The organism is Streptomyces sp. NPDC102462 (assembly GCF_044765425.1).
Lineage (GTDB): Bacteria > Actinomycetota > Actinomycetes > Streptomycetales > Streptomycetaceae > Streptomyces.
The window spans coordinates 1-16,436 of the sequence record NZ_JBIWKB010000013.1; the positions used below are offsets into that span (position 1 = coordinate 1).

Sequence of the window (16,436 nt, forward strand, 5' to 3'; positions counted from 1 at the left end):
GGGTTCTTCGACGCGCAGTCGCATGCGGTGCTGCCCTACAGTCATTATCTGTCGCGGTTCACGGCGTATCTGCAGCAGCTGGACATGGAGTCCAATGGCAAGTCGGTGGACCGTGCGGGGAATCCGGTGGGGTGGCAGACGGGGCCGGTGGTGTGGGGGACGCCGGGCACGAACGGGCAGCATGCCTACTACCAGTTGATCCATCAGGGTACGAAGGTGATCCCGGCGGACTTCATCGGGTTCGCTGAGCCGGTGGCGGAGCTGGGGGGCGAACTGCGGGCGCAGCATGATCTGTTGATGGCGAACTTCTTCGCGCAGACCCAGGCGCTCGCGTTCGGCAAGACGCCCGGGGAGGTGCGGGCGGAGGGGGTCGCCGAGGAGCTGGTGGCGCACCGGACGTTCAGGGGCGATCATCCGACGACCACGATCCTGGCGCGGGAGCTGACCCCGTCGGTGCTGGGGCAGCTGATCGCGTTGTACGAGCACAAGGTGTTCGTGCAGGGCGCGATCTGGGACATCGACTCCTTCGACCAGTGGGGCGTCGAGCTGGGCAAGGTCCTCGCCAAACGCGTCGAACCCGCACTCACCGACGGCACCGACGTCCCCGGCCTCGACCCCTCCACCACCGCCCTCGTCGCCGCCTACCGCACGCTCAAGAACGCGTAAGAGAGAAGAGTGAACTGACATGCAGCTCGGACTCATCGGCCTCGGCAAGATGGGCGGCAACATGCGCGAGCGGATCCGCCGCGCGGGCCACACCGTCATCGGCTACGACCGCAACCCCGACCTGTCCGACGCGAAGAGCCTCGCCGACCTGGTCGAACGGCTCGACGCCCCGCGCGTGGTGTGGGTCATGGTCCCGGCCGGCCACCCCACCCAGTCGGTCATCGACGAACTCGGCGACCTGCTGTCGCCGGGCGACACCGTCGTCGACGGCGGCAACTCCCGCTGGACCGACGACGAGAAGCACGCCGCGGAACTCGGCATCAAGGGCATCGGCTTCGTCGACGCCGGCGTCTCCGGCGGTGTGTGGGGCCTGGAGAACGGCTATGCGCTGATGGTCGGCGGCGACAAGGAACACGTCGAACGGCTCCAGCCGATCTTCGAAGCGCTCAAACCCGAGGGCCCGTACGGCTATGTCCACGCGGGCCGGGTCGGCGCCGGGCACTTCTCCAAGATGGTCCACAACGGCATCGAGTACGCGATGATGCAGGCGTACGCCGAGGGCTGGGAGCTGCTGGAGAAGGTCAACTCGGTGGACAACGTACGCGAGGTGTTCCGCTCCTGGCAGCAGGGCACCGTCATCCGTTCCTGGCTGCTCGACCTCGCGGTCGACGCCCTGGACGAGGACGAACACCTGGAGAAGCTGCGGGGCTTCGCGCAGGACTCCGGTGAGGGCCGCTGGACCGTCGAGGCCGCCATCGACCACGCGGTCCCGCTGCCGGCGATCACCGCCTCCCTGTTCGCGCGCTTCGCCTCCCGCCAGGACGACTCCCCGCAGATGAAGATGATCGCGGCGCTGCGCAACCAGTTCGGCGGCCACGCCGTCGAGTCGGCGAAGGAGTAGCCGGCCGTGGGGGACCTCATCCTGGTCCGTCACGGCGAGACGGAGTGGAGCGTGTCGGGCCGGCACACCAGCTGGACGGATCTGCCGCTGACCCGGAACGGCGAGGAACAGGCCAAGTCCCTCGCCCCGCTCCTGTCGGGCCGGACCTACGCCCTCGTGCTCACCAGCCCGCTCACCCGCGCGATCCGCACCGCCGAACTCGCGGGCCTGAGCGGGGCGGTGGTCGATCCGGAGCTGCACGAGTGGGACTACGGCGGCTACGAGGGCATCACGACCCGCGAGATCCACCGCACCCGCCCCGACTGGTACCTGTGGACGGACGGCGTACCGCCCGGCCCCGAGGGGCATCCCGGCGAGTCACCCGCACAGGCGGGACGGCGGGCCGACCGGGTGCTGTCCCGGGTCGACGCCGCCCTCGCCCGGGACACCGGTGACGTGGTGCTCGTCGCCCACGCCCACTTCCTGCGGGTGCTCACCGCCCGCCGGCTGGGGCTGCCGCCCGCCGAGGGCCGCCTGTTCCAGCTGGCGACCGGCACGGTCAGCCGGCTGTCCACGGAACACGAAAGACCCGTGATCGCGGAGTGGAACAGGACCGTGTGACGCCCGGCCCGGATCACCCGGTGTGCTCCGGGCCGCAGCGGTACAGCAGGTGCCGGCGGCCGTGCTCGCCGTACGCGGCCGGCGGCACCCGGGTGCAGTGGTCGACGGTCCAGCGGGCCACGGCACCGGCCGGGGTCCGTCCGGCGCGGGGGTGCGCCACGACGTCGGAGGGGCGCAGCAGCACGAAACGCAGCCGGCCGGAGTCGACCAGCCGGCCCAGTTGCCGCGGGCTGGGGAACGGGACGCGTCCGGTGAACCCGCCGACGGGCAGCACGGGCGCGTCGGCGGCGATCACGTACGGCGCCGCTGAGGTCCAGCTGGGCACCGCCGCCAGGTAGCGGGCGCCGTCGCGGTGCGCGGTGAGGTAGGCCAGCAGGCGGTGCCGTGCGGGGGTCAGGGCCGACAGCGCGGTACCGGTGCGGATGCTGTTCGGGCCGACCCGGCCGAAGCCGCCGGGCTGGTTGTAGCGCGGGGACAGCGCCGAGGCCGACCACACGGCGGGGACCAGCAGGACCGCGGCAACGGCGACGGCCGTTCCGGCCGTGACGGCACGCCCGCGCCGCACACCGGTCAGGGCGAGCCCGGCCAGACCCAGGGCGCCGGCGGCGGGCGCCGACCAGCCGAAGAACCGCGGGTAGCACAGCGTCAGGGCCGCGCACCAGGCGACGTTGACGGCGAGCACCGCCGGCAGCAGCCAGGCCGTACGCCCGCCGGCCCGAAGCGCCCGCCACCCCTGGACCAGCCCGGCGCCGGCCAGCGCCGACAGGGCCACCGCGACAACACCCATGTAGTAGGTGTGGCCGGTCACGCTGCCGAAGCTGAACACCACGAAGAAGGTGGCCAGCCACACTCCCCACAGCAGATGTCCGGCGAGCAGACGGTCGGTGCGCGGCACGCGCCGCCGCCGCAGCGCCACCAGACCGCCGACGAGCCCGAGGGCCGCGAGCGGGTACAGCCAACCCGTCTGGGTGGCGATGCCGGGGCTGAACATCTTCCACACGCTGTCGCCCATGCCGAGCGCGTGGGCACCGCCCGGGTGCGCGGGCCGGCCGGTGACGATGCTGCCGGTGCCGGCGCCGTCGATGCCGACCGTGTGGAAACGGGTCAGGAAGTTGTAGCCGACGACCATGCCGAACGCCGAGTTGTCGGTGGTGCCGTCGAGGTAGGGGCGGGAGGCGGCCGGGGTGAGGGTGGCCACCAGCATCCACGACAGCGACACCGCCGCCGTCACCGCCCCGGCCAGGGCGAGATGACCGGCCCGGCGGCGCGCCGGGGCGGGCGCGGCGACCATATAGGTCACGGCCAGCGCGGGCAGTACCGCCCAGGACTCCAGCATCTTGCACTGGAACGCCAGGCCCACCCAGAAGGCCGCGAGCAGCAGGGTGCGCGGCCGGGCCCGTTCGGTCGCGCGCCAGGTGGCCTCGGCGGCCAGGAGCAGCAGCAGCACGAACGGCGCGTCCTCGACCACCGACCGGCCCACGCCCACGGTCACCGGGGTGAGCGTGAGGAAACCGGCCGCCGCGAGACCGGCGGGCACCCCGGCCCAGCGGCGCACCACCAGATGGAGCAGGAGGACGCAGGCCACGCCCTCGACGGCCTGCGGAAGCACCAGCGCCCACGGGTGGAAGCCGAAGACCAGCGCCGACAGGGCCTGGGGCCACAGGAAGCCGGGCAGCTTGTCGAGGGTGATCGAACCGGCGGGGTCGAAGGAGCCGTACAGGAAGGCGAGGGGGCCGTCGGTCATGCTGCGCACCGCGCTCGCGTAGAAGGCGTGGTAGGCGCTGTGGTCGATGCCCCAGCAGAAGAGCAGGGCGGCGAGTGCCGCGATGCACACGAGCGCCGGACGCTCGTAGCGGTCGGCACGGGTGCGCGGCGGGGCCGGGGGCGGTGGCGGGCCCGCGCGGACCCCCGTGCGCGGTTCGCTGACGGTGCTCGGCATGAACGGCCTTCCAGGGCAGCCGGGTTGACTCCGATCCGGCATGCGGGACGCATTCCGGACTTTCGTGAGTATCGGCCGCGGAACCCATACGGACCCGGAAACAGAGGGAGATCTCACCCCCCTCTCACCCCCTCCACACCGAACCGACGGCCCGCCCGACCGCCGCCCGGTGTGCCGCGCCGCGCGCCGGACCGGTCGTGTCCTTCGCTCAGGACGGGGGACGACGGACCGCTGCGTCGAGGAGGGGGCCCAGTTCCTGGGTCACGGTCTTCAGCGGGGCCACGTCCCGCTCGGCGCGGGCCAGCAGGATCGCCCCCTCCAGGGCGCTGATCATCACGGTGGCCAGGGAGGCGGCCCGCTCGGCGGGCACCCCCAGGTCCGTCAGGGCCGCGGCGACCGGGCAGCCACAAGCAATCGAAACCCGCACCAAAACAACCCCGTAAGGGCCGCAAGGAACCGCGCGCCAAGCCCCATAGGGGCGCGAGGAACTGCGCGCCAAGCCCCCACAAACCCGCACCCGACCAACAACGGACGACCCCCGATGGGGGCGCGGGGAACTGCGCAACCAACCACAACGAACCCGCACCCGACCAACGACGGACGACCCACGATGGGGGCGCGGGGAACTGCGCAACCCGCCAACACCCAACGGCCGAGTCATGCAAGGATCAACCGCCGGACGGCACAGGCGGAGGAACGCGATGGCACAGCTGCGACAGCAAGTCGACCCGGACGAGGCGGGACTTGACCCGAAGGCGCTGGACCGCCTCGACCAGCACTTCGCCCACTACGTGGACGAGGGCCGACTGCCCGGCTACCTGATCTCGCTGGCCCGCGCCGGCCGCGTCGCCCACCTCAGCACGCACGGCCACCGTGACCGCGCGGCCGGGCTGCCGGTCCGGCCGGACACGCTGTGGCGGATCTACTCGATGACCAAGCCGGTCACCGCGGTCGCGGTACTGCTCCTGGTGGAGGAGGGACGGCTGTCCCTGGACGACCCGCTCGACCGGCACCTGCCGGCCTTCGCCGACCCGCGGGTGTACGAGGCCGGCGCCGGCACCGAGGTCACCACCCGCCCCGCCAAGGGCCCCGTCCTGATCCGGCATCTGCTCACCCACACCGCGGGCCTGACGTTCGCCTTCTACCACTCCCACCCGGTCGACGCCCTCTACCGGGCCGCCGGCCTCGAGTCGTCCGTGCCGCCCGGCGCGAACCTCGCCGAGACGATCGACGTGTACGCCGGGCTGCCGCTGCAGTTCGAGCCGGGCACGCAGTGGAACTACTCGGTGGCCTCCAATGTGCTGGGCCGGGTGATCGAGGTGGTCTCCGGGCAGCCGCTCGACGTGTTCTTCGCGGAGCGGATCTTCCGTCCGCTGGGGATGCCGGACGCCGGTTTCCACATCGTGCCCGAACAGGCGGACCGGCTCTCCGAGTTGTACGGGGAGACCGAGGGCGGCGGCATCGAGCCGATCCCGGGCCTGCCGCTGCGCGGCCGTCCCCGGTTCCTGTCCGGCAGCGGCGGCATGGTGGCCACGGCCTACGACTACCACCGGTTCACGGAGATGCTGCGCCGGGGCGGCGAACTGGACGGCGTACGGCTGCTGCGGCCCGAGACGGTGGCCCTGATGACCCGCAACCAGCTGCCCGGCGGCGCCGACCTGCGCTCCTTCGGCGCACCCCCGCACCAGGAGCCGGGCAACGACGGCGTCGGCTTCGGCCTCGGCGTCTCCGTGGTGATCGACCCGGACCGCACGGCGGCCCCGGCCGGGCCCGGCACCTACGGCTGGAGCGGGGTGGCGACCACCACCTTCTGGGTGGACCCGGGCCGTGATCTCACCGTGCAGTTCATGACCCAGGTGCGGCCCAGGACGCTGAAGGTGTTCCCGGAGCTGAAGCGGCTGGTGCACGAGGCGGTGGTGGACTGAGCCGGGCCTAGGCCACCGCCGCGGGGCCTCAGGACCAGTGCGCCACCGCGTCCAGATGGGGCAGGTGGTGGTCGAGGCGTTCCCGTTTGGTCCGCAGATAGGTGATGTTGCTCTCGCACGGCGGGATCAACAGCGGCACCTCCTCGGCGACCTGGATGCCGTGCCGCAGCAACGACTCACGTTTGCGCGGGTTGTTGGACATCAGCCGCACCGAGGCGACGCCGAGGTCGCGCAGGATGGCGGCGGCCACACCGTAGTCGCGGGCGTCGACCGGCAGTCCCTGGGCGAGGTTCGCCTCGACGGTGTCGAGTCCCTCCGCCTGCAGGGCCATCGCGCGCAGCTTCGCGAGCAGCCCGATGCCGCGGCCCTCGTGCCCGCGGAGATAGACGACGACACCGCTGCCCGCGGCGACCACCGCGCGCAGCGCCGAGGCGAGCTGGTCGCCGCACTCGCAGTGCTGGGAGCCGAACGCGTCGCCGGTCAGGCACTCCGAGTGCAGCCGGGTCAGCACGTCCTCGGTGCCGAGGTCGCCGTGCACGAGCGCGACCTGCTCGTCACCGCCGTCGTGGTCCAGATAGCCGATGGCCTGGAAGGTCCCGTACACGGTGGGCAGGGGTGCGGTCACGACGCGTTCGACGCCCGAACGCCGTGCGGACTTCGTGCCGAGTACGCCGATGTTTTCTGTCATGATCTGATTCCTCAACGGAGACGAAAGGCCATGGAAAGATGAGTGGTTCGGGCGTGCCCGCAGCGGCACACGGTGTGCTGCCCGCGGACACCACAGAGGACGTACGGACGCGCGGGGCGGGCGTGTCGTCACAGGTCGCCGTCCTTCCCGTGGGGAGCTTCGAGCAGCACGGTCCGTTCCTTCCCCTGGCGACCGACACGCTCATCGCCTGCGCCGTCGCACGGGAGATCGCCGCGGCGTACCCGGTGCACCTCCTTCCTCCGCTGACGGTGTCCTGCTCGCACGAGCACGCGGCCTGGCCCGGAACCGTCAGCATCTCCGCCGTGACCCTGCACGCGGTGGTGCGGGACATCGCGGCGTCGCTGCGCCGGTCCGGCGTCGGCGCGCTCGCCGTGGTCAACGGCCACGGCGGCAACTACGTCCTGGGCAACGTGGTTCAGGAGTCCTCCGCGCGTGGGGAGCGGATGGCGCTGTTCCCGGCCGCCGAGGACTGGGAGACGGCCCGGGAGCGGGCCCGGGTGCGTACCTCGCTGCTGACCGACATGCATGCCGGGGAGATCGAGACGTCCATTCTGCTGCACGCCCATCCCGAATTGGTCCGCCCTGGTTACCAGTCCGCCGATTTCACCGCGGACGACCGTCGTCATCTGCTCACCGCGGGAATGTCCGCCTATACCGAATCGGGGGTCATCGGCCGTCCTTCCCTGGGGTCGGCGGAGAAGGGGAGGAAACTGCTGACGAGCCTCGGCGAATCCTTCGCGGCATATTTCACCCTGCTCACGTCCGGGGCGGATACGGCCGGTGGAGCCGGGAACCCGGCGCCGGGCGAGGGGAGTTCGGACGTACGCGGGTGAAGTGCCGTGCACCAGCGGGCGATCAGGACGGCGAGGCCGGGCAGGCTGGCCGCGAAGCCCAGCACCCCGTACACGACGGCCGTGGCCAGTCCGCTGTCCGCGCCCAGGCCGGCGGCGCCGAACGCCCAGGCGGTGACGCCCTCCCGGGGGCCGAAGCCGCCGATGTTCAGCGGCAGACCCATGGCGACCAGGGCGAGGACCGCGAGGGGCAGCAGTGCCGGTACGGCGGCCGTCGAGCCTGCGGCCCGGGCCGCCACCACGAACATCGCGAGGTGGCCGGCCAGTACGACCGCCGAGGACAGGGCGACGCCGGGCCAGTTGGCGCGGGAGAGCAGCCCTTCGCGGGCCTCGGCGAGTGCGGTGCGCAGGGTGCCGGGACTGCTGGAGGGGGCGCGGTTCATCCGGACCGCGAGGACGACGGCGCAGGCGCCGGCCGCGCCGAGGGCGGCCAGCGGGGCGAAGTCCCGGGCCTCGTCGCGGAGCGGGGACGGCAGCGTGAGCAGCAGCGCGGCGCCGGCCACGGCCAGCGCGACCTGTCCTGCGGCCCGCTCCAGCACGACGGAGCGGACGCCGCGCCCGACGTCCCCGGCCTCCCGTCCGTGCCGGACGGCCCGGTGCACATCGCCGAGCACCCCGCCGGGCAGGGCCGCGTTCAGGAACAGCGCCCGGTAGTAGTCGGCGACGGCGGAGCCCAGCGGCAGCCGGATCCGCAGGCCGCGGGCCACCAGGTGCCAACGCCAGGCGCTGAACACGGTGGTGACGACGCCAATGCCCACGGCGATCAGCAGTGTCCCCAGGTCGATCCGGCGCAGCCCGTCCAGGAACACACCGGTCCCAAGGCGCCACAGCAGCACCCCGAGGATCCCGGCCCCGGCCAGGGCACCCAGCCGCCCGCGCACGGCCCGGCCCACCACCGGCAACCGCCCCTGCCCGCCCCGGGAAGCCGCACGGTCGCGGCCTGCCGGACGGGGCTCCACGGGCGGGGTGTGCGGCCTGGTCCCGGGGCGCGCCGTGGACGGGGTCATGAGGTGTGCCCCGTCGGGCGGACCAGGGCGAGCAGGTCGGTGTGGTCGACGACGACGCTCAACTCGCCCGCCGCGCAGGCCGCCAGGCGGTCCTGGAGGTAGCGGTCGGCGCGCCGCGCCAGGTCGGGGCGCTGCTCGACCGCCGCGGCCACCCAGCCGCGCAGCCACTGGGCCGTCAGCGCGGCGTCCCCGGGTCCCAGGCGCCAGGGGCTCGGATGCAGCCGCACCGTCGCCCCGCGGTCGGTGAACGCCTCGCTGGTCACGGTGACGGCGTCGGGACCGAGCAGGCCCGCGCGCCGCTGGTGCGCGTTGAACGCCTCGGTGAGCTCCGCGTCCAGCGGGTCGGCCGGGGTGAGGTGGACGCGTCCGGCGACCGAGAGGGTCAGCAGCGCCGGGCTGCCGGCCCCGACGCAGGCCGCGGCGAGCGTGCCGACCTCCTCGCGGGTGAGGACGTCGAGCAGCGCGGACGCCGTCACCAGTGCGGCGCCGCTCAGGGCGTCCGGGGTCAGCCGGGCCACGTCGCCGCGCCGCGTCTCCACGGTGACCCGGCTGCCGTCGGCGGCGGCCAGCGCGGAGCCCACGGCGGCGAAGTGCAGCAGGTAGGGGTCGCGGTCGTGCAGGATCCAGTGCTGGGCGCCGTCCAGGCGGGGCGCGAGCCAGCGGCCCATCGAGCCGGTGCCGCAGCCCAGGTCGTGCACCACGAGGCCGTCGGCCCGGCCGGGCAGATTGGCGAGCCGGATCCGCAGCGGGTCGAGCAGGTCGTGTGAGCGGGCCGCGGCGTCGGCCGGCTCGCGCAGTTCGAGCCATTCGGGCGCGTACCGCGGTGGCTCCTGTGCCCCGGCCTCGCGCAGCCGCACGGTGGGCCGCTCCCCCGGCCGCGGCCCGGTACCGGGGGCCACGACCGGCCCGGCCCCTTCGTGTGCGGCGCGGCGCGGTGCGCCGGGTTCCGTCATGGCCGCTGCCCCCTTCGTCGCTTCCGCACCCGGTACGGCCCGCGTCCCGGTCCGTGCCGGTGTCCGCCCGGCCTGTGGGGTGGTTCCGCTCATGCCGCCCTCCGCGGTGTGTCCGGGAGCCGTTGCAGGACCCCGGCCAGGCTGCGGGCGGTGGTCGCCCAGCCGTCGAGCGCCGCCCGGCGGCCCCGCGCGGCGGCCTTGAGGCGCCGGCGCACGTCGGCCTCGCCGAACCAGCCGCGCAGTTCGGCGGCGAGCGCGGCGGGGTCCTCCGGCGGCACGAGGATGCCGGGCATTCCGCCGTCCGGCGCGCGGCCCAGGGCCTCGGGCAGTCCGCCGACGTCCGTCGCGAGGACCGGGATGCCCCGGGCCAGCGCCTCGGTCACGGCCATGCCGTACGTCTCGGCGTAGGAGGTGAGGACCATCAGGTCGGCGGCGGCGTAGCTGGCGTCGAGGTCGGCGCCGGACCGTGGGCCCGCCAGGTGCAGCCGGCCGGTCAGTCCGTGCCGCTCGATCAGGGCCCGCAGCCGGGCGACGTATTCGGGGTCGTGGCCGAGGCCGCCGACGCACACACAGCTCCACGGCAGGTCCCGCACCGCGGCCAGCGCCTCCACCAGCCGGTGCTGCCCCTTGCGGGGGGTCACCGCGGCCACGCACAGCAGACGCGAGACGCCGTCGGTGCCGGCGGCGAGGGGTGCGATGTCGGCGCCGGGCGCGGCGACGTGCACCCGCTGCGGGGCGAGGCCGTGGTGGGCGACGAGGCGGCGGACCGCCCAGTCGCTGGTGGCGATCACCGCGGGTACCGCCCGGAGCACCGCGCGTTCCCGGGCGTCCAGGTCCGCGGCCACGGACGGGTCGAGGCCCGTCTCGTCGCCGAGCGGCAGATGGACGAGGACCGCGAGCCGCAGCCGCTCCGCCTCGGGGACCACGATCTCGGGGACCCCGCAGGCGACGAGGCCGTCGAGCAGCACCACCGAGCCGTCGGGCAGCTCCCGCAGGGTGCGGGCGAGCCGGTCGCGGCCGGTGGCGCCGGGGCGGGGCCAGGCGCCGTCCACGGTGTGCCGGGTGACCTGCCAGCCGAATCCGGGCAGGTCCAGGCACAGGCGCCGGTCGTAGGCGTTGCCGCCGCTGGGCGCGGTCGTGTCGTCGACACCGCCCGGCATGATGAAGTGCAGGGTGCGCAGGGACATGGGGATGATCCCGACGTTCTTCAGGGCCGCGCGCTGCGCGGGCACGTAGGTCAGGGCCGGGGCCCGGCCGATGGTCGTGTCGGTCACAGGCCACGCTCGTAACTCGCCCAGGCGACGTGCGACTCGTGCAGGGTGACCGTGACGCCCGCAAGGCCCTTGGCGCCCTCGCCGAGCGCGCCCTTGTGGATGCGTTCGACGAGCCGGTCGGCGATCACCTTGGCCAGGAACTCCGTCGAGGTGTTGACGCCGGCGAAGTCGGGCTCGTTGTCGAGGTTTCTGTAGTTCAGCTCGCTGACGACCGCGCCGAGTTCCTGCGTGGCCAGGCCGATGTCGACGACGATGTTGTCGTCGTCCAGCTGCTCGCGGCGGAACGTCGCGTCCACGAGGAACGTGGCGCCGTGCAGGCGTTGCGCGGGCCCGAACACCTCGCCGCGGAAACTGTGGGCGATCATGATGTGATCGCGGACGGTGATGCTGAACAACGGACGACCCTCCAGGTGCGGCGCGTCAGGTTCCCCCGCCGGCTGCGGCCGGGGGATGCCGTGTAGTACGGCTCTCGGCCTGCCCGCGTTCAGTGCGGACACACGCTTCTTCTCAGGTCAGGCGTACCGGACCCGGTGACACAGTGCTGGGATCTCCCCCGTGGCGAGCCTCGGCATCACCTCGGGCAGCTCCTCGAACGCGCTTTCTCCCGTGATGAGCGCGTCCAGCGACGGATCGGCGAGCAGATCGAGGGCGAGGGCCAGCCGGTCGGCGTGGCCGCGGCCCGCGCGGCGGGCCGGGGAGAGGGTGCCGACCTGGCTGGCGCGCACGGTGAGCCGCCGGGAGTGGAACGCCTCGCCGAGCGGCAGGGTGACCAACCGGTCGCCGTACCAGCTCAGTTCGAGGACCGTGCCCTCGGCGGCGAGCAGGCCGAGGGCACGGGTCAGGCCCCGCTCGTCGGCGCTGGCGTGGACGACCAGGTCGCAGTCGCCGAGGGCGTCCTCGGGTGCGGCGAAGTCGACACCCAGGGCCTCGGCGGTCGCGGCGCGCGCCGGGTCGGTGTCGACGAGTTGGAGCCGTACGCCCGGGAAGCGGGCCAGCAGGGCGGCGACCGAGCAGCCCACCATGCCGCCGCCGACCACCGCGATCCGGTCGCCGATGAGCGGCGCGGCGTCCCACAGGGCGTTGACGGCGGTCTCCACGGTGCCGGCGAGGACGGCCCGCCCGGCGGGCACCCGGTCCGGCACGGGGACGACGGCGTCCGCCGGGATGACGTAGTGGCTCTGGTGCGGATACAGGCAGAAGACGGTGCGTCCGGTCAGGGTGTGCGGGCCCTGTTCCACGACGCCCACGTTGAGGTAGCCGTACTTGACCGGGCCGGGGAAATCGCCGTCCTGGAACGGCGCCCGCATCACGGCGCGTTGGCTCTCCGGGACGCCGCCGCGGAAGACCAGCGTCTCCGTGCCGCGGCTGACTCCGGAGTAGAGCGTGCGCACCAGGACCTCACCCGCGGCGGGTTCGGGGACGGTGACCTCACGCAACTCGCCGTGGCCCGGCGAGCTGAGCCAGAACGCACGCGCGGACCGGTTCATCGGCATCCTCCTGAACGATCGGCAAGTTGTTCACGTACCGAGATGTGCACAGGCCGCGCACAGTACGCGGCACTGATCGACTCTGTCACTCGGCCGGAGGGTGAGCCGTGGCCCTGAACAACATTGACGACGCGAGGCTGGTCCAGCAGGAGACGGCCGTGGGTGCGGGCGTGCAGATCCTGCTGCTGGTCCTGCTGGGTTCGGCGTTCGGCATGGGGCCGGCGGGCTGGCTGACGGGGCTGGCGTTCGCGTTCGCGACCTGGGCGGTGCTCTCCCGGGCGCTGCACCGCTCCCGGCTGCGTTCCTTCGGCCCGGCCAACCGGGTCACCCTCGGCCGGGCCACCCTGGTCGGCGGGGTGACGGCGCTGGTCGCGGACTCCTTCGACAGCGCGCCGCCGCTCACCCTGCTGGTCGCTCTGACGGCGGTCGCGCTGCTCCTGGACGGCGTCGACGGCCAGGTGGCCCGCCGCACCGGTACGTCGACGGCGCTGGGCGCCCGCTTCGACATGGAGGTGGACGCTTTCCTGATCCTGGTGCTGAGCGTGTTCGTGTCGATGCGGCTGGGCCCGTGGGTGCTGCTGATCGGCGGGATGCGCTACGCGTTCGTCGCGGCGGCCCGCGTCGCGCCGTGGCTGAACGCGCCGCTGCCGCCGTCGATCGCCCGTAAGACGGTCGCCGCGTTGCAGGGTGTCTGTCTGCTGCTGGCGGGTTCCCAACTGCTGCCGCTCGCGGCCGACTTCGCGGTGGTGCTGCTGGCGCTGGGCTCGCTGGTGTGGTCGTTCGCCCGGGACGTCCTGTGGCTACGCCGAACCACCCGACTCACCGCCACTGCCCCGAACGCCCCAACCACAAAGACCCTGGAACCGGCCGGGCAGTGACCGTCCGACGTACCGGCGGGCGCTGGCCATGCGGCGGGAGCCGGGGGGTGACGGTGGGTGGATGGGTGGCGTGTGGGGGCTGGAGACGTGGGGGCGAGGCGGCCGGGGCTTTGCGAGCACGGCCGGGTCGTGCGGCGGCTCTACTCCCGACGCGGCCACCCCGTGCCTGTCCGGGAACGCCTGCCGGGGGCGCCCTCACGGGGAGGGGTTCTTGTGCGGGCGGTGGGCCCTCGCGGTGGCGGGGGCGTCGGGGTGTTCGGGTCGCCGGGGGGCGCGTGGTGGGCGGGGCAGCAGGGCGACGGCCATGGCCGGTACGGCGGCCAGCACCAGCCAGGGCACGGCCTGCGGGAGCGGACTGTCGAGGAGGGTGCCGGTGGCCGCGCTGCCGGCCAGCACGATCAGCCCGGACAGCGAGGACAGCGCCCCGGTGTAGAGGCCGAGCCTGCCGTCCTCGGCGAGGTCGGGCACCCAGGCGCGGGCGACGGGCGCGATGAGCATCTGGCCGAGGGTGAGCAGCACGACGAACACCGCGGCGGGCAGCAGTCCCGCGGTGCCGGTCGGGGCCGCGGGGCGGGCCGCCGCGACGACCGCGAACCCGGCGGCGACCAGCAGCAGCCCGGCCGCCATGGACCGGCGGTGGGTGAGCCGCCGGCCCGCCCAGCGGGTGACGGGCAGTTGAGCGGCCACGACCAGCAGCGAGGACAGCGCGAACAGCCAGGCCAGCGGGGCCTGCGAGCCGGTGGCGCGGGCCACCTCGGCGGGCAGCGCGAGATAGAGCTGGTTGTAGGCGAGCAGATAGGCGCCGTAGGCGCAGCACAGCGCGAGGAAGCGGCGGTTGCGCAGCAGGTTCCGCGCGCCGCTGTCCACCGGCCGACGGTCCCGGCCGGGGATGTGCTGCGGCAGCAGCCGGGCGTGCCCGGCGAGGACGAGGACGAAGATTCCGGCGCCGGCCAGGCACACCGTGCGGAAGTCGGCGGTCAGCAGCAGCGCGCCGAGCAGCGGCCCGAGGAACGCCCCCGCCTGCCCGGCGACCGTGAACAGGGCGAGGACGCGGGTGCGCGGGCCGCCGCCCGACTCCTCCCGCACCACCGCCTGCCGGGCCACCTCGGACTCCACGGCGGGTGAGAACAGGGCCGCGGCGAACCCGATGAGCAGCACGGCGCAGATCACCGCCCAGGTCCGTTCGGCGTGGCCGAGCCAGACGAATCCGGCGATCCGCAGGGCGCAGCCGGCGAGCACGACGGGCCGGATGCCGTACCGGTCGGCGAGCGCCCCGCCCACCACGAACAGCCCCTGCTGGCTGAAGGTGCGCAGGCCGAGGACGAGACCGACCAGCCAGCCGGCCATGCCCATCGCCTGCCCGAGGTGTTCGGCGAGGAACGGCAGGACGGCGAAGAAGCCTATGTTGAAGGCGAGTTGGGTGAGGATCAGCAGGCGCAGCAGCGGGCTGAGGGGCGCGCCCCCGGTCCGCGGGCCGGCGGCGTGTGCGGTCATCGGGCGGTCGCCTCGGCCGCGGGCAGGGGCGGTTGTGCGATGCGGGACCTCGGGCGTGGCCGGCGCAGCCCGCCCGCGGCGGTCACCGCCAGCGCGCCGAGCAGGGCGAGGAGCGCGGCGGGTGCGAGGACGGCCCAGGGCGCGCGTTCCGCGTACGGCTGGTTCTCGGCGAGGAGTCGCCCCCATTCCGGGGAGGGCGGCTGGGCGCCGAGGCCGAGGAAGCCGAGGGAGGCCAGGGCGAGGGCGACGCCGGGCAGTCGGAGCAGGGCGTGCCGGACGACGGGCGGGAGCACCGCGGGCAGCAGTTCGTGGCGCAGCAGGTGGCCGCCACCCGCGCCGAGGGCGCGGGTGGCCGTGATGTGCAGGGTGGCGCGTTCCTGCCGCAGCAGCGCGGCGGTGTGCGCGGCGAGCGGGGCCCAGGCGACCGCCGTCACGGCGAGTGCGGGTGTGCCGGGGCCGCCGCCCGCCGCCGCGGTGACCAGGAGTGCGGCGAGGACGGCCGGTACGGCGTTGACGGTGTCGACGAGCGGCGCAGACAGCCGCGGCAGCAGTCCGAGCAGCACCCCGGCGAGGAGCGCGGCGGCGCTGACGGCGAGGGCGGGCAGCAGGGTGTCGAGGGCGCCGTGGGCGACCCGTGCGAGCAGGTCGCGGCCGAGCGCGTCGGTGCCGAACGGGTGCCGTGCGGACGGGGGTTCGAGCCGTGCGCCGGTGTCGACGGCGAACGGGTCGCGGGGCAGGCCGAGGGCGACGGTGCCGAGGAGCGCCGCGCCGAGCACGAGGGGCAGGGTCCGGTGGGTGGGCGGGGCGGGCCGGTGCAGGCTGAGCAGGGCGCCGTCGCGCAGGGCGGGGCCGGTCAGCAGCCGGGCCGCGAGGCGGGCGCCGCCCGAGGCGGCGGCGCCGAGCAGCAGCAGGGCGAGGGCGCCGGCCTGGAGGACCGGCAGGTCCTGGGCGAGGGCCGCCTGGAGGGTGGTGCGGCCGAGGCCGGGTATGTCGAAGACCTGCTCGACGGCGACGGCGCCGCCGGTCAGCCCGACGACGAACAGCGCGGCGTTCGGCAGCAGTTGGGGCACGCAGCGGCGCAGCGCGTGACGGGCGATGCGCCGGCCGGGCAGTCCGCGGGCGGCGGCGGCTCGCGCCCAGGGTTCACCGAAGGCGCCGGGCAGCAGGTCGTCCAGGAGCCGGCCGAGCACGGCCCCGGCGGGCAGTCCCAGGGCGAGCGCGGGCAGCACCGTCCAGCGGGGCCCGTACCAGCCGAGGGCGGGCAGCCAGCCGAGGTGGACGCCGACGACGGTGGCGAGCACGGAGGCGGTGAGGAATTCGGGGAGCGCGGCGAGCACGGCGGAGCCGGTGCCGCCGGGCCGGTGCCACCGGCCACGGGCCGCCGTCCACAGCGTGCGGGCGCACACCGCGGCGGCGGTGCAGACGGCGACCAGGCCGGCGACCGCCATCAGCAGCAGGGAGGCGCCGAGCGCCCGCAGGACGTCCGGGGCGACGTCGGCGCCGGAGATCCAGGACCGCCCGGCGTCGCCGCGGGCAAGACCGGCCAGCCACCGTCCGAGCAGCGGCAGCGGCCCGTCGTCAAGGCCGAGTCCGGCCCGGATGTCGGCCAGTACCTCGGGTGTCGGTTCCCGGTCCTGGGCGCGGGCCTTGAGGACGGTGCGTGCCGGGTCGGTGTGCGACAGCCAGGGCAGCAGGCCGATCCCGCACACCAGGGCGAGGGCGAGACCGGCCCGCCACAGCATGCTCCTCATG

Annotated in this window: 13 protein-coding genes and 3 pseudogenes; 6 read left to right on the forward strand and 10 right to left on the reverse strand. The window is 74.3% G+C overall.

The window, feature by feature from the left end; all coding sequences use genetic code 11:
• From ACIRFL_RS13880 to ACIRFL_RS13890, 3 genes and pseudogenes are all read left to right on the forward strand, one after another.
• Positions 1-666: pseudogene (locus ACIRFL_RS13880) on the forward strand (glucose-6-phosphate isomerase); the annotation flags it as partial.
• Between the two features lie 19 nt (positions 667-685).
• Positions 686-1,567, forward strand: a complete 882-nt coding sequence (gene gnd, locus ACIRFL_RS13885) for a phosphogluconate dehydrogenase (NAD(+)-dependent, decarboxylating) (protein WP_404027657.1) — start codon at positions 686-688, stop codon at positions 1,565-1,567.
• Positions 1,568-1,573: 6 nt separating this feature from the next.
• Positions 1,574-2,167 (forward strand): histidine phosphatase family protein, encoded by a 594-nt coding sequence (locus ACIRFL_RS13890; RefSeq protein WP_404027659.1) that lies wholly within the window; start codon positions 1,574-1,576, stop codon positions 2,165-2,167.
• A 13-nt stretch (positions 2,168-2,180) separates the two neighbouring features.
• Here ACIRFL_RS13890 and ACIRFL_RS13895 read toward each other — a convergent pair whose 3' ends face one another.
• A complete protein-coding gene (locus ACIRFL_RS13895) occupies positions 2,181-4,106 on the reverse strand; it encodes an ArnT family glycosyltransferase (protein WP_404027661.1) in 1,926 nt (641 codons plus the stop codon).
• Between the two features lie 208 nt (positions 4,107-4,314).
• Positions 4,315-4,506 (reverse strand): annotated as a pseudogene (locus ACIRFL_RS13900) (TetR/AcrR family transcriptional regulator); the annotation flags it as partial.
• A gap of 301 nt (positions 4,507-4,807) precedes the next feature.
• Here ACIRFL_RS13900 and ACIRFL_RS13905 point away from each other — a divergent pair.
• Entirely contained in the window at positions 4,808-6,031 is a 1,224-nt protein-coding gene (locus tag ACIRFL_RS13905) for a serine hydrolase domain-containing protein (RefSeq protein WP_404027663.1), read from the forward strand.
• A gap of 28 nt (positions 6,032-6,059) precedes the next feature.
• Here the strand turns inward: ACIRFL_RS13905 and ribA are convergent, their stop codons facing one another.
• Positions 6,060-6,719, reverse strand: a complete 660-nt coding sequence (ribA, locus tag ACIRFL_RS13910) for a GTP cyclohydrolase II (protein WP_404027665.1) — start codon at positions 6,717-6,719, stop codon at positions 6,060-6,062.
• A 38-nt stretch (positions 6,720-6,757) separates the two neighbouring features.
• On the opposite strand from ribA, the gene ACIRFL_RS13915 reads away from it, so the two are divergent.
• Positions 6,758-7,573, forward strand: coding sequence for a creatininase family protein (locus ACIRFL_RS13915; RefSeq protein WP_404027668.1), 816 nt, complete (start codon positions 6,758-6,760; stop codon positions 7,571-7,573).
• A 104-nt stretch (positions 7,574-7,677) separates the two neighbouring features.
• On the opposite strand, the pseudogene ACIRFL_RS13920 reads toward ACIRFL_RS13915, so the two are convergent.
• The 5 genes and pseudogenes from ACIRFL_RS13920 to ACIRFL_RS13940 all read right to left on the reverse strand — a co-directional run.
• A pseudogene (locus ACIRFL_RS13920) lies at positions 7,678-8,598 on the reverse strand (lysylphosphatidylglycerol synthase transmembrane domain-containing protein); the annotation flags it as partial.
• A complete protein-coding gene (locus ACIRFL_RS13925; RefSeq protein ID WP_404027671.1) occupies positions 8,595-9,551 on the reverse strand; it encodes an SAM-dependent methyltransferase in 957 nt (318 codons plus the stop codon). The pseudogene ACIRFL_RS13920 and the gene ACIRFL_RS13925, both read right to left, overlap by 4 nt.
• 89 nt (positions 9,552-9,640) lie before the next feature.
• Positions 9,641-10,825: a glycosyltransferase family 4 protein gene (locus ACIRFL_RS13930; protein WP_404027674.1), complete on the reverse strand. Its 1,185-nt coding sequence runs from the start codon at positions 10,823-10,825 to the stop codon at positions 9,641-9,643.
• Positions 10,822-11,220, reverse strand: coding sequence for a 6-pyruvoyl trahydropterin synthase family protein (locus tag ACIRFL_RS13935; RefSeq protein ID WP_404027677.1), 399 nt, complete (start codon positions 11,218-11,220; stop codon positions 10,822-10,824). Before ACIRFL_RS13935 ends, ACIRFL_RS13930 begins: the two co-directional genes overlap by 4 nt.
• Positions 11,221-11,337: 117 nt before the next feature.
• Positions 11,338-12,312, reverse strand: coding sequence for a dehydrogenase (locus ACIRFL_RS13940; protein WP_404027679.1), 975 nt, complete (start codon positions 12,310-12,312; stop codon positions 11,338-11,340).
• A gap of 107 nt (positions 12,313-12,419) precedes the next feature.
• Between ACIRFL_RS13940 and ACIRFL_RS13945 the strand changes: the two genes are divergently transcribed.
• Positions 12,420-13,190, forward strand: a complete 771-nt coding sequence (locus ACIRFL_RS13945; RefSeq protein WP_404027681.1) for a CDP-alcohol phosphatidyltransferase family protein — start codon at positions 12,420-12,422, stop codon at positions 13,188-13,190.
• A gap of 195 nt (positions 13,191-13,385) precedes the next feature.
• Here ACIRFL_RS13945 and ACIRFL_RS13950 read toward each other — a convergent pair whose 3' ends face one another.
• Both ACIRFL_RS13950 and ACIRFL_RS13955 read right to left on the reverse strand, forming a co-directional pair.
• The gene (locus tag ACIRFL_RS13950) at positions 13,386-14,684 is read right to left on the reverse strand and encodes an MDR family MFS transporter (protein WP_404027683.1); all 1,299 of its coding nucleotides are present in this window, start codon (positions 14,682-14,684) and stop codon (positions 13,386-13,388) included.
• Positions 14,681-16,435: an ABC transporter permease subunit gene (locus tag ACIRFL_RS13955; RefSeq protein ID WP_404027686.1), complete on the reverse strand. Its 1,755-nt coding sequence runs from the start codon at positions 16,433-16,435 to the stop codon at positions 14,681-14,683. Before ACIRFL_RS13955 ends, ACIRFL_RS13950 begins: the two co-directional genes overlap by 4 nt.
• Position 16,436 lies beyond the last annotated feature (1 nt).

Bases quoted from the DNA above. Each gene is read 5' to 3' on its own strand.
- gnd (WP_404027657.1), top strand. From the start codon at position 686: ATGCAGCTCGGACTCATCGGCCTCGGCAAGATGGGCGGCAACATGCGC.
- ACIRFL_RS13895 (WP_404027661.1), bottom strand. From the start codon at position 4,106: ATGCCGAGCACCGTCAGCGAACCGCGCACGGGGGTCCGCGCGGGCCCG.
- ACIRFL_RS13905 (WP_404027663.1), top strand. From the start codon at position 4,808: ATGGCACAGCTGCGACAGCAAGTCGACCCGGACGAGGCGGGACTTGAC.
- ribA (WP_404027665.1), bottom strand. From the start codon at position 6,719: ATGACAGAAAACATCGGCGTACTCGGCACGAAGTCCGCACGGCGTTCG.
- ACIRFL_RS13915 (WP_404027668.1), top strand. From the start codon at position 6,758: ATGAGTGGTTCGGGCGTGCCCGCAGCGGCACACGGTGTGCTGCCCGCG.
- ACIRFL_RS13925 (WP_404027671.1), bottom strand. From the start codon at position 9,551: ATGACGGAACCCGGCGCACCGCGCCGCGCCGCACACGAAGGGGCCGGG.
- ACIRFL_RS13940 (WP_404027679.1), bottom strand. From the start codon at position 12,312: ATGAACCGGTCCGCGCGTGCGTTCTGGCTCAGCTCGCCGGGCCACGGC.
- ACIRFL_RS13950 (WP_404027683.1), bottom strand. From the start codon at position 14,684: ATGACCGCACACGCCGCCGGCCCGCGGACCGGGGGCGCGCCCCTCAGC.
- ACIRFL_RS13955 (WP_404027686.1), bottom strand. From the start codon at position 16,435: ATGAGGAGCATGCTGTGGCGGGCCGGTCTCGCCCTCGCCCTGGTGTGC.